This is a genomic window from Bartonella sp. DGB1 (assembly GCF_041345015.1).
Taxonomy (GTDB): Bacteria; Pseudomonadota; Alphaproteobacteria; order Rhizobiales; family Rhizobiaceae; genus DGB1.
On record NZ_CP166769.1, the window covers coordinates 986,860 to 1,002,109 of the forward strand.

General features: G+C 33.0%; 19 protein-coding genes. All 19 read right to left on the bottom strand.

Translation table 11 applies throughout. The features are described from left to right. Positions 1 to 7: 7 nt before the first annotated feature. A complete protein-coding gene (locus AB6T46_RS04935) occupies positions 8 to 2,458 on the bottom strand; it encodes a tail fiber protein (protein WP_370931044.1) in 2,451 nt (816 codons plus the stop codon). A 23-nt stretch (positions 2,459 to 2,481) separates the two neighbouring features. Beyond that, complete coding sequence (locus AB6T46_RS04940; RefSeq protein WP_370931045.1) at positions 2,482 to 2,958, bottom strand: hypothetical protein; 477 nt, start codon at positions 2,956 to 2,958, stop codon at positions 2,482 to 2,484. Positions 2,959 to 2,983: 25 nt separating this feature from the next. After that, positions 2,984 to 3,442, bottom strand: a complete 459-nt coding sequence (locus AB6T46_RS04945) for a hypothetical protein (protein ID WP_370931046.1) — start codon at positions 3,440 to 3,442, stop codon at positions 2,984 to 2,986. After that, the gene (locus tag AB6T46_RS04950; RefSeq protein ID WP_370931047.1) at positions 3,394 to 3,600 is read right to left on the bottom strand and encodes a hypothetical protein; all 207 of its coding nucleotides are present in this window, start codon (positions 3,598 to 3,600) and stop codon (positions 3,394 to 3,396) included. Before AB6T46_RS04950 ends, AB6T46_RS04945 begins: the two co-directional genes overlap by 49 nt. Continuing rightward, positions 3,597 to 4,202 (bottom strand): hypothetical protein, encoded by a 606-nt coding sequence (locus tag AB6T46_RS04955; protein ID WP_370931048.1) that lies wholly within the window; start codon positions 4,200 to 4,202, stop codon positions 3,597 to 3,599. Before AB6T46_RS04955 ends, AB6T46_RS04950 begins: the two co-directional genes overlap by 4 nt. 12 nt (positions 4,203 to 4,214) lie before the next feature. Beyond that, positions 4,215 to 4,547: a hypothetical protein gene (locus tag AB6T46_RS04960; RefSeq protein ID WP_370931049.1), complete on the bottom strand. Its 333-nt coding sequence runs from the start codon at positions 4,545 to 4,547 to the stop codon at positions 4,215 to 4,217. After that, a complete protein-coding gene (locus AB6T46_RS04965; RefSeq protein WP_370931050.1) occupies positions 4,507 to 6,477 on the bottom strand; it encodes a hypothetical protein in 1,971 nt (656 codons plus the stop codon). Before AB6T46_RS04965 ends, AB6T46_RS04960 begins: the two co-directional genes overlap by 41 nt. Before the next feature lie 34 nt (positions 6,478 to 6,511). After that, the gene (locus tag AB6T46_RS04970) at positions 6,512 to 7,099 is read right to left on the bottom strand and encodes a tape measure protein (RefSeq protein WP_370931051.1); all 588 of its coding nucleotides are present in this window, start codon (positions 7,097 to 7,099) and stop codon (positions 6,512 to 6,514) included. 192 nt (positions 7,100 to 7,291) lie between these two features. Continuing rightward, complete coding sequence (locus AB6T46_RS04975; protein ID WP_370931052.1) at positions 7,292 to 7,630, bottom strand: gene transfer agent family protein; 339 nt, start codon at positions 7,628 to 7,630, stop codon at positions 7,292 to 7,294. Continuing rightward, the gene (locus tag AB6T46_RS04980; protein ID WP_370931053.1) at positions 7,630 to 8,238 is read right to left on the bottom strand and encodes a phage tail tube protein; all 609 of its coding nucleotides are present in this window, start codon (positions 8,236 to 8,238) and stop codon (positions 7,630 to 7,632) included. The genes AB6T46_RS04975 and AB6T46_RS04980 overlap by 1 nt, the downstream gene beginning before the upstream one ends. Beyond that, positions 8,223 to 8,624: a DUF3168 domain-containing protein gene (locus AB6T46_RS04985; protein WP_370931054.1), complete on the bottom strand. Its 402-nt coding sequence runs from the start codon at positions 8,622 to 8,624 to the stop codon at positions 8,223 to 8,225. Before AB6T46_RS04985 ends, AB6T46_RS04980 begins: the two co-directional genes overlap by 16 nt. Next, on the bottom strand, positions 8,624 to 9,088 hold the full coding sequence (locus tag AB6T46_RS04990; protein ID WP_370931055.1) for an HK97-gp10 family putative phage morphogenesis protein: 465 nt from the start codon (positions 9,086 to 9,088) through the stop codon (positions 8,624 to 8,626). The genes AB6T46_RS04985 and AB6T46_RS04990 overlap by 1 nt, the downstream gene beginning before the upstream one ends. Further along, on the bottom strand, positions 9,075 to 9,440 hold the full coding sequence (locus AB6T46_RS04995) for a hypothetical protein (protein ID WP_370931056.1): 366 nt from the start codon (positions 9,438 to 9,440) through the stop codon (positions 9,075 to 9,077). Before AB6T46_RS04995 ends, AB6T46_RS04990 begins: the two co-directional genes overlap by 14 nt. A gap of 4 nt (positions 9,441 to 9,444) precedes the next feature. Beyond that, positions 9,445 to 10,029: a hypothetical protein gene (locus tag AB6T46_RS05000; protein WP_370931057.1), complete on the bottom strand. Its 585-nt coding sequence runs from the start codon at positions 10,027 to 10,029 to the stop codon at positions 9,445 to 9,447. A 71-nt stretch (positions 10,030 to 10,100) separates the two neighbouring features. Beyond that, entirely contained in the window at positions 10,101 to 11,849 is a 1,749-nt protein-coding gene (locus AB6T46_RS05005) for a phage major capsid protein (RefSeq protein WP_370931058.1), read from the bottom strand. Further along, positions 11,830 to 13,017 (bottom strand): phage portal protein, encoded by a 1,188-nt coding sequence (locus AB6T46_RS05010; RefSeq protein ID WP_370931059.1) that lies wholly within the window; start codon positions 13,015 to 13,017, stop codon positions 11,830 to 11,832. Before AB6T46_RS05010 ends, AB6T46_RS05005 begins: the two co-directional genes overlap by 20 nt. Position 13,018: 1 nt before the next feature. Further along, positions 13,019 to 14,500 carry a terminase TerL endonuclease subunit gene (locus AB6T46_RS05015; RefSeq protein WP_370931060.1) on the bottom strand — a complete coding sequence of 494 codons (1,482 nt, stop codon included), beginning with the start codon at positions 14,498 to 14,500 and terminating at the stop codon, positions 13,019 to 13,021. Between the two features lie 2 nt (positions 14,501 to 14,502). Continuing rightward, complete coding sequence (locus tag AB6T46_RS05020) at positions 14,503 to 14,748, bottom strand: hypothetical protein (RefSeq protein WP_370931061.1); 246 nt, start codon at positions 14,746 to 14,748, stop codon at positions 14,503 to 14,505. Continuing rightward, positions 14,738 to 15,193 (bottom strand): hypothetical protein, encoded by a 456-nt coding sequence (locus tag AB6T46_RS05025; protein ID WP_370931062.1) that lies wholly within the window; start codon positions 15,191 to 15,193, stop codon positions 14,738 to 14,740. Before AB6T46_RS05025 ends, AB6T46_RS05020 begins: the two co-directional genes overlap by 11 nt. Positions 15,194 to 15,250 lie beyond the last annotated feature (57 nt).

Genomic DNA, 15,250 nt, shown 5'->3' on the forward strand with positions numbered 1-15,250 from the left:
GAACCTCTTACCTTTCTATATTCCTCTTCCCAATATATATATAATTAGATACTAATCTAGTAAATACTTCTAGCAAATCTGTCTCAACAACATTTTTATCTTTATTATTATTTATTAATTTTTGTGATAAGCCACTCATTGAGCTGACATTATTATTTATTGTACTATCACTATTTCTTTCATCTTTTTGTTTAAATAACTCTATGTTTGCTAATAATAACGATAAATATTTTTTTATCTCTTCATCTAACTCCTCATTAGCTGGATTGGTTAAAAACTCTTGGCATATATTTTCATTTAACCTATTTAACTCAGATTGTTTATTATCCCACCAATCATCACCTATAAGTTTATATAATTCTGGATAATCTTTTTTCGGTAATGATCTACCGTTACAATACATCCAACCGCTAATGTCGTTTGTATGAACAAAGGCACTGATCATACCTATAGGAGTGGATACAACTTCATCATTAAAAGTTAATTCTTTAGTTTCAGTAAAAGTTAAATTATTTTCTGTCTTGCCTACAATAGTCTTTAATTCAAAAGCATTTGCTTTATTATCTGTTTTAGGAGATAAATTAAAGTAAGCTGTCCCAACACCATTTGCAAATACTACTTTATCACTATTTAAAATAGCATAATTACCACGTTGTTCAGAGACAACTAACTCTATTGAATGGTGTAAATTGATATCTTTATTACATTTATCACTATTTAAGGTAGCACCTAAACCAACACGCACTTCTGCTTTATCTTTAATGTAAGTTGCTTCAGCACGAAAGTAACCTTTAGCATCAACATTACCAAGACTTAAATCAATAGAATTAATCTTTCTAGCTAAGACAGTTAAACCATCGTTAGTCTGTTCTAACTTATTAATTAAACTATCTTGCACTTGGCTGATTGTGCCATCTAACTCAGCTTTATTATTATCAACCTTAGCACTTAAAGATTTAGTAGCATTAGTAACTACTACTATCTTTTGCTCATATTTTGCACCTTGGTCTGCTAACTTTTGGGTAAAATGCTTTGCACCTTGTTCAATTAAATTATTAACTTCTTGTATATCTTCTTTTTGCTTTTTAGCAAGGTCGGCCGTAATAAAATCTTTAATATCTTTTTGTAATAAATCTTTTGATATTGGTCTAATTTGTTGGGTAGTAATTTCTTCCCAATGTGACCAAATAAATTCTTTAGTTTTTTTATATTTACCATATTTAGCTCTAACCGCATATTTAGTTAAAGGCTGTAAAGCGTTAGGACTAATAAATATTTCTCCCTGACGTGGTCTGTCTGACCTACCAGAATGAATAGTTTTTTTACTGGCAGATTCTCTTATTTCAAATTCAACAAAATCAACATCTAAAACATCCTTATCCCATTTAATACGAATACCATTGCGAACATCAACACCTCGGGTATCTTTTAAAACCTCCGCAAATACCATAAAATCACTGATAGATTGTTTTGTTATTACATGTTCAATATCTGGTGTATAATCTAACGGCTTTAAATCATCTGCATGCGGAAGATAATGATTAGGGTCAACCTCAATCATACGAAGTTCAACCGTTAAATCAGCTTTATGTAAAACATAAATAATACGAAATAATTTCTTTTGATAGTTAAAATATTCAGAAGTCCAGCTTATCACATCATTAGGCTCTAAATGCCAATATCTACTTGGTAACGAAATTTCATGAGCTGAGGATTTTTTACTTTCATCGATAAAAGAACGTAACAATCTTTTAATTTGGTAACCACTATGAACAGCTTTATAAGTGATATTAGCACCACCTTTACGTTTATAAGATAGTTCGCTTTCACCCTCTTCTTTATCTATTGTGATAGTTAATTCTTTCTTAGACCAATTTTCTTTAGGCTCTGAATAACTAGCGACAACTTCTCGTATATTTTGCGTAGTATCATTAAAAGGACTAAATATTAATTTACCATCAGCTAATAAGTCACCATCTGTAATATGTAAAATAGGCTCATCTGGAGCACCAACAAATATTTTAAATTTACCGAAACTTTCTGAAAAGCTACCAGCACAAGCAAGTAATAATTCTGTTATTGCATCTCCTACTGGTTCACAAGTGTTAATTTCTAAACCAGAACTATATTGTGGTTCTATAGTACCATCTTCTAATACAATTGGCTGTCGACATTTTTCTATATATTTAATCCAATCTTTCGTAATTAACTCTGTTGCTTGTGGGTCATTCACACCAAATAATATCTCATCGCCAACCTTAAACCCTCGTAAAATATTATATATTTGCACTGCTGGTAAATTATCACCATCACCACCCCAACTCTTAGGGTCAGCCCAACGTTGCGAACCATTACCGCCGACACTACTATCTTTAGAAGGGTCATAAAGTTTAGCGCCTTCAATTTCAAATCTGAAGATAGGAAAATTATTGCTCTTTGATGATATTTGCGAAGTCATAATAACATAAGCAACATCTTTAACTATATTTGTATCTTTCCAGTCCTTACCTGCAACTGATTGTAATATTTATCGCTTGCTGTTTGCGTACCATTAAAAAATTTTACCCAATGACGCTGACTATTAGTTCCACTGCTCTCGCTAGTATCATCTGTACCTTTAATATAAAATACTCTTCCTTTATGACTATTATAAGGGTCAGAATTAGTAAAACTATTAAGAGTAAATTTAACATCATCTGCCCAAAAAGCGTTTATTCCCTTGATAGGATGGTCAGCTAAAGCTATTACTTGAACTAAATATTCATCATGGTCACCTGTAGTAGTGGCATAAATAACTGAACCTGTTACCATAGTGCGACCAACTACAAGGGTACGTGGAACTTCACCAGTACCGCCAAGAGTAGAACTAACCGATGGAGTGCTACGACGCGAAACTCCCCACCTTATTGCCTCTGCTGTAACACTGATAGCCAGACTAGTTAGAAATGAAATTAACATATTAGAATGCTCCTATATCCAATGTTCACCATTCCAAAAAATGTCCCATCTGTAACGAAGAGCTTTGTCTCTCCCCCCCACCCCAAGAAAGTTTTTTCTCGCCAATGGTTTTTGTATGAGAAAAACTATAATCATTCTGTTGTCTTTTAAGTTGGTCTGCTTTACTTCTTTTCTTAATGCCAGCTAACGAAAGCTGGTAAGCTTGACTATTTAAACTAATAGAAATTGAACTTTTATTATCTGAGCTTATCTCTTCTTGGCTAGCAATAATTATACCCGTCAAAGATAAGGTAAAATCTTTATACAATAAGCCGGTAGCAGGATTCAAAAAACCAATATAAGCTGTTAGCTTTTCATTCTTAATTGCTTGCGAGGTAAACAAACGCCGTAAATTAATATCTTGGGTTTTAATATTTAAATTATAATTTTTAAAACCTAATAAATTATCGCTAGGCACATCTTCATTAAAAAAAATATCACCCACCCCTTGACACTTATAACTTTTGCCATATATCTTAATTTCAATGTTGTCTGTACCAGACCAAAAACATCTCGCTTCCTTACCCCAATAACTACAAAATTAGCCATCATTATTATATTTGCTGATAATAATGATTTTAATTCCTCCATATCTAGCATCATATTTCAACCCCTGAAAAAGTTAGCTTACCTATCTTATGGCTCGTCTTATTAATTTTTACGCTTTTAGGGTCAATTTTCATCAAAACATAAGGATTATGTAAAAAAATCTTAGATACATCACTTTTACCAACGCCAAAAGATAAAGCCGGCTCAAAGAAAATTTTATTATCTTCTATTTCTAAAGCTTGATGTAATGTTACTTTATCTTGCCAAATCACATTAAAATAAAAAGGTAATAGTAAATCTTTAGCATCTAAAGTAATATTTTTTAGATTAACAACCTGTTTAATAGGCAAACTCTCAGGTAAGTTATTAGATAAATCAGGAGCATAAGCTTTAAAATAAAAGCCTTGGCTAATAAGTAAATTTATTAAAGATTTTGCATGTTCAAATTCTGCTAAAGTTAATATTCTGGAGTTAATAGAAACATTCCATTTAGGAGTAATATTATTATATTGAACTGTCTTGCCAGATTTATCACTTATAACATCTTTCACTAAGTTAAGCGTTAAAGCAGAGACATAAAAATAACTTTGTATATAATCATCTATACCCGCTATCGGTTTAGCTTCTGGAATATTCAGAATATCTATTATTTTCATAACATCCACCCTCTAAACTTTATAATATTTATTGCGTTGTTGTAGGTTCATAAAGTTATTTACACCCTCCTTAAATCGCCGATTATCTACGATATCTTCAACACTCTCCATAACAACATTTTTTATTTGCTCAACTAAGCCAGTATCATCTTTTTCTACATTAATGCTAAAATTGAAGATATTAGAAGATTTTTGCGATTGATTAAAATGCTGTACCTTAGGTAATTGCGGTAAACCACCTTTAGCTAAAGCTTCTAAATTTGATAAACCAATAGCTTTAACGGCATGTTGTGGAAATACATATTCACCAGCATGAACTAAACTTAACTTGATATTTATGTCCATCACCTGTATAACCACCATCACTATAGCCAGCTAAGCTTTTTAAAGCACCAATTATTGCTCCACCCCAACCACTACCTGCACTACTATTACCTAGAGCATTAAAAAATAAATCTAAACTCTTATCCATTAATCTAGAAGCTAAATTACCTAAAACATTAGCCGTAGCATGACCAAAAGCCTCAAAAGCCTTCTTACCATCAAAAATATTTCTGATTAATTCTTTAGTTTGACTATTAACATCACTTAAAATATTTTTAAGTTCTTTAAATCTATCGTTCTTTCCTCCCTTAAGCTGTGCATTTTCTGCTTTACCCGCATATATTTCATCTATATTTTCTTTAGCTTCTTGTTTCTTTTTTTCTTTGTCTTTCTTATCTAAACCTAATGCTTCTATCAAATCATATTCTTGGCGCAGTCTTTTTTGTTTTTCTAATTCTAAAGTTATTTGTTCTTGAGTTAATTTACCTTGCTTTAGTAAATCATCATTTTCTTGTTCAACTAACGCAATTTCTTCTTTAAGTTTTTGCTGTATTTTATCAAAACCCTCAAGAGCTTCATTTCTAACAATTTTTTTTGCTAACTCAGCTAATTTCTCTTTTCTCGTGTCGTCCAAAGTTATAAGTTGTTTAGTTGCATCTGACACTAATTTATTATAAATAGTCTGTTGTTTGGTTTCTTCTTTCTTCAAATCTAAAGATTTTTCTTGTGCTTCTATAAACTCATCAAATGCTTCTTTAGAAGGGTTCGTTTTATTGGAATTTATAATATCTGATATCTGCTCATTCAATTTTGTTAAATTTATCTTGTTTAAATCTTCCCCTAATTGTTTTGCTAGGTTTTCCGCTTGTCTCGCGTCTTGTTCAAGAATACCGCCTTTAATTTCCGCAAGTTTAGCTAAAAACTCTTTCAAAAACTGTTCATAAGTGATAGCTTCTTCCTGCAGTGATTTATATAACCCTACAATATGCTTTTTTGCGTCATATGGTAAATTCTTATAAAATTCCGCTATAAGCTGGTGACGAGGAATTAATTCCCCTCCAGATTTATTAAGCTTCTCATAATTCATAATCAATTTTGCTGTTACACTTAAACTATTATTTAAAAGATTTAATATTTTTTCTGGAGGCTTCTTATCTGCAATAGCTTGTGCTGTTTTGTTTACTTCGTCCCATACAGGTTGACCTTTTCTAACTTTTTCAATAAGAAATAAAAAACTTTCTCCTAAGTCTTTTATTTCTTTATTTGCTCCTTCAAAAGAAGTCTTAAGCTTCGCTATTGTGTGAGGTAAAGCCCCGCTGTGTTTATCTATTTTTTTAATTTCTTCCCTAGCCTCTTTTATATCTTTGGCACTGAAATTAATCTCAACGTTAGATACTTGGCTTTTAACCTTCAAGGCTACCACACCTAAAGCTTTCATCTCTTCGGTAATTTCTTTTGTAGTGTTAGAAGCCTGATTAGCATATTGATTATATGTGTACCAAGCTAAACCAACTGCACCTAAGGCTAAACCAGCACCATTTAACATTGGTGCTAAAAATTTTAACCCCTCTAACGCTGAACTAGCGCGTCGTATATCTTTTAATGATTTAACATATTTTACTGCTGAATTTGTTGCTTCAATAGTTGTTATTGTTATCCCACCTAAAGCACGAACTAACACACCAGAACCAAAAATAAAACCAACTGAAATAGCTATATTGGCTAACGTATTAAAATTATTAGCTAAAAAATTTATACTGTCAGCTAAGGCTCTATTCGCTATATTTACATTATTACTTTTACCAACAAAAATAGCCAAAGCTGAACCTAAATTAGTGAATGACTGAGCTAAAGTAATTGGTAGAGCTTCCATTTCTTTTTGCATCTCAGGAATAGCATCTATTAAACCTTTTATCATTACTTCAGCTGTTAGTTTACCTTCGCTTGCCATTCTACCTAACTGATGAGTAGTCTTACCTAAACTCTTAGCCCAAGCACCGGTACCTACTACTTGCCTGATTAGCTAAGGTTCTAAATTGACCCATACTTAAGTTACCTTTAATAATAGCCCCTTTTAGAGCCTGCATAACTGGTATTGCAGCTTGACCACTAGTACCAGAAAGCAATAATGCCATGTTAGAAGCTTCTAAAAATTTAACTTGTTCTTGATTAGATTTGCCTAATTCATTCATGACATCGGCTAATTGAATAAAATCCTCTGCTGTTTGTTTAAAAGAAAAACGCGTTTTTAAAGCTGTTTCTCCTAATTGCGATAAAATACCATTGGCTGTACCCAAGTCACCCGTTACCAATTTAATACGACCAGCTAAAATCTCCCATTCTTCAGCCAATTTTAAAATTTCTTTACCACCAAAACCGGCACCTATTGCTAACAAGGGAGCTTTCATCGCATTAACTAAACCTTGACTAGTCGCTTGCATCTTTTTAGAAAATGCCTTAGCTTGACGGTCAATATTATTAAAGCTTTTATTACTGATACCTTCAACCCTAGCCATACCACGCTGGAATTCTTTATCATTAACACCAAGCTTTACTATTACTGCATCACTCATTGAACTTTCCTTGTTTAACTGCTGTTAAAAATGACTCTATATCGTCATCATCAAAAGAGGGCTTTTCAACCTGAGGATATTTAATTTTAATATATCCTTTAATCATATGAAAAAATTGTTCTAACGATAAACAATCAATCTGGGTAGGAGAAAGTCCTACAACCGCTCCCCACCCATAAAAATCTACCTCACTTAACGCTCGGCTTTTTTTTTGCTGGTATCTTCTTTAACTTCATCTGCTACAGCCCCAGTTAAAGCTGTGGCTATAATGCTACCACAAGCATTAACCGCGGTTAAAATTGGTTCTTTATCAAAAAAACTATCTGATATTTCTTGTGCTTTAACCTCATTTAAACCACCGCCACAAAGGGCTAAGTAAATTATCGCTTGCACATCTGCAACACTCCAGTTACCCAAAGCTAAACGCTGAGAAATATTGCCTAAATTATCAGATAACATTTTCTCTAACTGTAACAATTGTCCTATCTTTAACTTAAGCGGATATTTTTCTTTATCTAAAATTAATTGCATTATTTTATCTCCTGCTTTTTATCAACCTTAGATAATAATACTGCTTTTGGCTTTTCATCATCAGCTACAGCATCTGCACTTACCTCTGGGAATATATTCACATCTTGTAAATCTTCATTTGGCTTAGGGTCTAATTTATCTAAAGTTTCTATAGTTAATTTCCCTGTACCTTTAAAATTAATAGTAGCCTTAACCCAGCTAGTTCTTTCAGCACCAATCTCAAAATTTTCTATATGTGCCCAACCTTTATAAATTATAGCTTGCTTTGGAAATTGTACTACCATCTTTATTATCTTAGGCGTGGAGGATAAAAATGCCTCTTGCCATGTAAGTAAAAAATCCTTATCAATTGCAAATTCACTATTCATCGACCAAGCTAAAGTTGTTGGCATTACCGAAGTCCATGGTAAATTACCATTATCATTACAAGTAATTTGCTCTTCTTCAGCAAAACTTTTATTAATTTGTAAAGCTCTAGAATTACCAACACAAAAACTTTTAAATCTTACTTTCTTCTCACCGTCCATCTGGATTATTTCACCTAAATAAACGATGATTTTCTCACCTCTAATGCGGGTGTTATCTTCTGTTGTTACTTTTTCTGCCATTTTATTACCTCTATGGTTAATGTTAAAATCCCATGGCTAGTTTCGCCATCTCTATCCAATAACGACATGGATTTAATCTCTAATACTTCTGCTATTAGAACATCGGCTATTGCTAATTTACCTAATAAATAATGCTCTAAATCTGAGGTAAGTAGCTTGATATTTTTACTCTCATCAGAAGCCTTACTCCAAATATCAATTTGAACACGCATATCAAAAATAATTCTGTCAAATTCGTTAGTTTTATCAGTCCAAAAACTACCAAAGGTTACATAAGGTAACTTTGGATTATTAACTGGAAAATCTGATATATTTATATCTTCCCAGCCCTTTAAGCTTTTTATCTTTGCTGTTAAAGCATTTTGTACATCTAAAGCTACTGACATTAATTCAGACCTGTTTGTTTCAATTGTTTAACTTTACAATTTAACTCTTTTCTTATCTTCGCTTTTATTTGCTTCTTTCCTCCATTCCAAACTGGAAAAAAGAAAGGTTGCGCCGATTGATTTATCGTGCCAAATTCAACAAAATGAAAATAATAAGCATCTCTATCGCCCAAATATTTATCTCTAGTACCAGCACTAATATAAACTCGATATTCGCAATTATTTTTATTGAAAGAACCAGCTAAAATATTATTAGGGCGTGCCCCTGAAGCCCAAGTCCAACTAATAGAATTTTTTAAAGCTTCACTATCTATTGGCACTCTTTCACGCATTTGACGTACAGTTTTATTAGCTTCTTGCTCCATAACCTCAAACGTAGCTTCTAACATTTCTATTTTACGCTCGCGCAATAATTTAAGTCGCTTAGTAAAATTATTTACCTTATCTAAACTAGCTGTTATCACCTTTAATCTCCTCTAACTCTAAGATTAAATATTTTGCATCTCTATTATCTGGAAAAATCGATAAAATATTATATTTACAAATAAATGCTAAACAGCTTGCATCATCAGATTTTACACGCTTACATATATCTCCAGCTTTTAAGCTTTTAGCCTTACAAATATTTCTTATTCTTAATGATAATTTCTTGCTTTCTTGCAAGGCTCCTGCTTGGTAAATTTGAACCGCTGATTTAACAAAAAAACTGCCCTTAGTTTGATAAAATTCTTTAAATTCTTCACCAATTATAAGACCATGCGCATTTTCTACTAATTGCTGACAGTAAAATATAACTGATGCATGTAAAGCTCTCATTGTCTTAAATCCTTATCTTTTTATAAGGAAAGATTAAACGCTCATATTCTTCTAATTCGTAAGCTTTTATCGTGCCTTTTTCGCCTCTAAACTCCCACATACTAGCAACATGTAATCTTAACGCTTGGCGTAAAGCATGCGGTAATGGATAAGCTAAAAAACTACCCCTAAAAGAAAAAGAAAGCCGAGTAATGTCACTATAATTATATTGCTTAAGTTCAGGAGGATTAATAGTTACAAAAATTTTATCATCAATATATTCTATCTTAGCAGATGCACTAATAACTTCATCACCCATATAAAATAATATCTTATCTATCTCACTAGATAATTTAGCAACTGGCAACTCAATAGGCTCTCTAGTGAATTCTCCGTCATAAGTTACATTCACTTCTCTTATAGGATAATTAATTACCTGCTCTAAATGCTCTTTTGCTGATAAAATATAATTTTTTAGCTGGTAACCTTCTTGCGCAGTAATCCCATCAAGACAACAATGTTTGACAAAATCATCATATTCTGCAGTATCAACTTCTTCAGAAAAGCTAAAAGTAAAATTACCTTGCCTTTGCATATAAAGATTATTCATTCCAGCCTCACAAAAATTAGTAGCTGTTGCCTACCTTAAACATAAAGATAGGCAACAATTGTCAGTTGCTATTAAGCACTCTTACCTGATTTACTACCTTCAATAATATTAACATTAGTATATATCCCTTCTGGAACACCTTCGTTAATAGCACCATGAATAAATGCAGATGGTCTAAATACAGTTAACGCGATACGACGCTCACCTCTTAAGCTAATAAGGTTTCTATCAAAATCGTCTCCTGTACGAGCTAAAGAAACTCTAGTAAACCAGCGGTCATAAATAGCTGCGCCCATCTTAAAAGCACCAACTAAAAATTTACCTTGCTCAATCGCCTCTGTAGTAACTACAGGAATACCCCAAATAGTTTTTTCTCTTTGTTTAAAAGGGTCACCATGCAAATAACGACCTGTCGTATCCTTAAGACCCATGATATTTTCCCAGTCAATAGGATTAACGACAATACCATCAGCAAAAAAACCAGAAAGTGCTACTTGTGCTCTAGCTAATCTTAAATTTTCTAATGGAGTGCGTAAATTATCTTGTGTTTGAAATTTAGTAACATCTTTAAATTTACTAGCAACCTTCAACAGACCTGTTAACTGATTGTTAGTTCCTGTCCCATTTAAAAGTTGGTCTTCTTCAAACAAATCTAAACCATAAACAAGCCTATCATTAATATATCCTTGTAAGGTAGGAATATCATCCAGAGCCTGCTCGGTAACTTTAAATAAATGAGCAATGGTCTCTACAGGAGCCGTCTTAGTTTCAATAGTAAAATTAGAATAAGGTTTTAATTCGCCTTGCTTAACTATAGAAGCTTTATTAGAAAAATCCTTTTCTACACTATATTGTATAGAGTCACTAGAAGTTTTTCTAATTGGTAATAAATCCCTAATCTTTAACTCTCTACGAGGTAAAGCTATAAAACCACTTTCAATATGTGGCTTTACAAGCCCACCTACACTAGAAGATAACGTACTAATAACATTTTTAACCTCTAGAGAAATTGTACTCTCTTTTGAACTAGGGCGACACTTAAACTGCTCACTCTCAATAAACTGCTGTCCTATACTTTTAGTACTTTCATCCGATAAATCTAATCTATTTAATTGTTTCTGAGCTAACTCTAAAAAATTATCCTTAAGTTCATCAACGGATTTTTTTAATTGCTGACCTTCTTCTTTTAACTGCCTATTTTCTGCTTCAGATTTTTCTAACTTACTATTTAAAGTCTTAGTTTCTTGTTCTAAAGACTTTTTAAAAGTCTCTTCTAACTTCTGAGTTTTTTCTTCTAAATTCTTAGTAGATTGTTCTACCAATTGTTTTACTTCTAATGTTTCCATGGCTATGATTTCCTTTTGTGATTTAACATGTTCTACTCGTGCCAGCTCATTACAAGGTAATGTAACCGGCGATATTTCTTGTAATTCTATTTCTTTTAAATGTTTGGCTCCGCCGATATATTCATAATCTCTAACGAAGTAACCAATCGACAAACCAGATAAGGCACCAGCTTTTAATAACTCGTAAGTCTCCCTACCTTGAGTGGTACCAGTAACAAGCTTACCCTTTACAAATAAGCCCTTATCATCCTCTTTTACTTCTTGCCAAACACCTATAGGACTATCTCGTTTATGTTGCCAAAGCATCGCAACATTTGTGCCTTTACTTTTATGTTTATCTAAGCTTTTCTTAAAAGCTCCCTTAACAACAACATCATTAGAATGGTCAACAACACCAAAAACAGAGGCATAACCACTAAATTCACCTGTTTCTGCTAATTCTTTAACCTCTAATTTAATTGCCTTTGTTTCCATCAGTTGCCTCCATTGGATTTTGAGTAATTGGAACATATTGCATTTGCATTCTAGGAATATCGCCTCCTGTAACTGGAGATAAACCTTCTAAAGCCCTAGCTTCATTAATGGTCATAACTCCACTAGCTAACATCTTCTGATAATTTTCTGCGCGGGTTTTACTATCGGCTCTTAATAAACCTTCAAAGTTAAACTTAATCCGATAACCTTGCTTACGTTCAGATAAATTAAATAAGGATTTTTCAAAAGCTGACTCAATTCGCTTAATACGTCCACGTAAACAATATTGTAAAAACATAGCGTTAGTAGCTTCAATTCCACCACCTAATGAACTACCCTTAAAAGGAGCACCTACCATATGTGGAGGAATACCAAAAAAACGACAAATTTCTTCAACCGCAAAAATACGGCTCTCTAACATTTGGCTTTCTGAAAAATTAGCTTGCAAAGAAGTAAGCTTTGTATAAGGTGGTAAAACAGGCGGTTTACCACCGTTTTCACCTAAAGGAGCTAATTCAGCTAAATATTGTTTTACTTCTTGGTATTGCTCTTTAGTTAAATCTTGAGTAAACTCCAAAGCATATTGAGACATTAAGCCATTGATAAAAAACTTCCTTGCTACTTCTTCGCTTGCACTGGCATGTTCAAAAATACCCTTGCCAAAAAACAATGGTTGCCAAGCTTTAACGATACCGCCACCACGACCTTTAATCTCGATAATATCAGCAGAGGTTAATTTTTCGGTTTTATGATAATAATAAATTTGCTCATTCTCAGTAACACGGCTAACATCATCAAACTTTAACGGTATTAAAGAGATTAATTTATTTCCAGCTATAGTCTTTTTAATATAAGCAGTACCAAATAATTCTAACGAAACAACTATACAAGCAAAAAAATCTTCTTTAGTTTGATGTTCATTAGGCGAAAATTTTAACAAGTCATATAAAACACTATCTTTATTATCAATCTCAATGCCTTGCTTATCCCTTGTTAAAATCTCAATTGGTAAAGTAGCTATAGTATCTGCAATAAGGTTAATACATGCCCAGCCCGCAGATATTTTCAATGGACTATTATTACAAATATTATGTGCATTGAATAAATCTATTACAGGTATAAATTTATCTTCTGTTTTTTTCTTTCTAAAAAAATCCAATATAGCCATCTTAACCCCCACTAAAGACATCTAAAAAGTGGTTCATAGAATTAGACCGCACATCCATTAATTGACTCATCAATATATGATGTGCATTAAATAAACCTATTAACGGGTCAATCTTCGCTCTACCGCTGATTTTCTTAGTAATATAAACAGCACTGCCACGTTGTTCTAATTTGGCATTACCAATAACCCATTCCATCAGTAAGCTACCGCTATGAAACAGATTTTTATCTTTAATAAGTTTTTCAATCTCTTGAATAGTACCGCTTAATTTATAACCTTGCGGAACTGCAGTAACAGCTCCAGCTACACCATTTTGAGTGATAGTAAAACCTGCATTTTGTAATTCTAATAAAACACTAGAAATACCGGCACTATCTACACCAATACCAGCAATAGCAGGTAATTTACCACTAGCATTAACTTGCTTTACTAAATTAACAATAAAGCTAGTTTCTTCACCGCTTTTATTATAAAAGCTTAAGCTACCTTCCCGCTCAAAATCAGTTAATTGTACTGCTATATCTTTACGACGTTCTAAAATTATCCTATCGGCTAAAGCATGGAAATAACTATAATATTTACCTGTAGAGGAATTTAAACCAAGCACACATAAACCTAGTAAGTCATCTAAACCACCACCATCAATACCAATAGTTACCTTATCGCTTTTGGCTAAAAGATTCTCAACTGAGGCTAACGAATAATCTATACAATCCTTCCAATAAGGAGCAACTCCCCAAACTTCACCGGTTAAATCAGTAGCAATTTGCACGTTTAAATGTTGTGATAAAAAACGATTTAAACTAGCCTCACCTGCTCTATCGGCTTCATTAAAAGCCTCTTTTAAAAAATCTAAATTAACGGATAAACCTAAATTAGGTGTTACATATTTCCAAAGATTAACATCGCGCCATTGCTCATCATCACCTGATTGAACCTCTTGCGGAAATTCATATAATATTGGCAGGGTTCTAGTGTCTCTTATTTCACCATCACGTATTTTCCTAGCAACTTGTAACTGTTCTTTAAATACTCCTTTAGGAGCTTGGTCACTTTGCGTAGTAATAGTTAAAATAAAACCTTCTGCAACACTAGCCATACCACCACGTAACTGAGTAATAACTCGTTCAGCCTGTGGCAAAGAAGCAATAACATGCAATTCATCAATTAATACGGCAACAGGTTTTACTCCGGTAAGGGTTTTAACATCAAAGCTTTTAACTCTTAAAACTGCTCCGGTTTGTAAATTTTTAATTTCTCTCTTATGGTAAGTAATATGAAATAAATTACTTAAATACGTATCTATTTCAATCATTCCGCATAATTGTTCAAATGATATCTTGGCTATATCCAATGTAGGAGCTACTATTAGCATTTCTGCATTAGGGCGCTCATTTAAAATCAGATTAACCAACATTATCGCCGCACCGCCAGTAGTCTTACTATTCTTCTTAGGTACAAGGCAAAAAATATGATTAATCATTCTTACCTATTATTTTTACTATCCCATGAACCAAATATCGCACGAACAATATCCCTAAACCATTCACCCGCTGAATCCTTCATTAAAGGAGTGCCAGCAACATCTGGTAAACAAAGACGATTAAAACAAGCAACTGCAAAATCTGCTCTTTCCTTATCAAGTGGTAAATCAGGAACTAAGCTTTTACCAGCCTGTAAAGATTCCCACCAATTAGGAAAGGATAAATCCCAATATTTATTATTTTGCATTTACCCAACCTCGAGGATTAAAATTATCTGCCAATTCGCTAGCTTGTTCCTTTTTACTAACATAGCTAGACCTTTCGTCGCCTTTAATCATTTTTAAAAGACTTCTTACTGCGGTTTCTTTTCCTTGTTTGGCATTTTCTAATAAGAAATCTGTTAGCTGTTCTTCTTTTTGCAAAATAAAATATTCACGCATCGATAATAAACCAGCAAATGACACCTGAAATACAGATAGCTCTAGCTTTAGCAAAATTGCTATTTTTTCATCTGACCAATTTAAACCCAATAATTTTTTAACCTTCTCTAATTCTTCTGTAGAAGGCGTATAAACACCGTTACGCATTATTCCTTGGGTCATTACCGTGGAAATATTAGTAACTTTCTGTGGAAAACTTACGTTTTTGTTATTTTTTCCTTGCTTAGCATGTTTCATAATTGCAAAAATCATCCCAAAATCAAAGTTTTTTTTAAAAAAAAAATCTCCAGAGTTGAGCCCCCTCCCGAA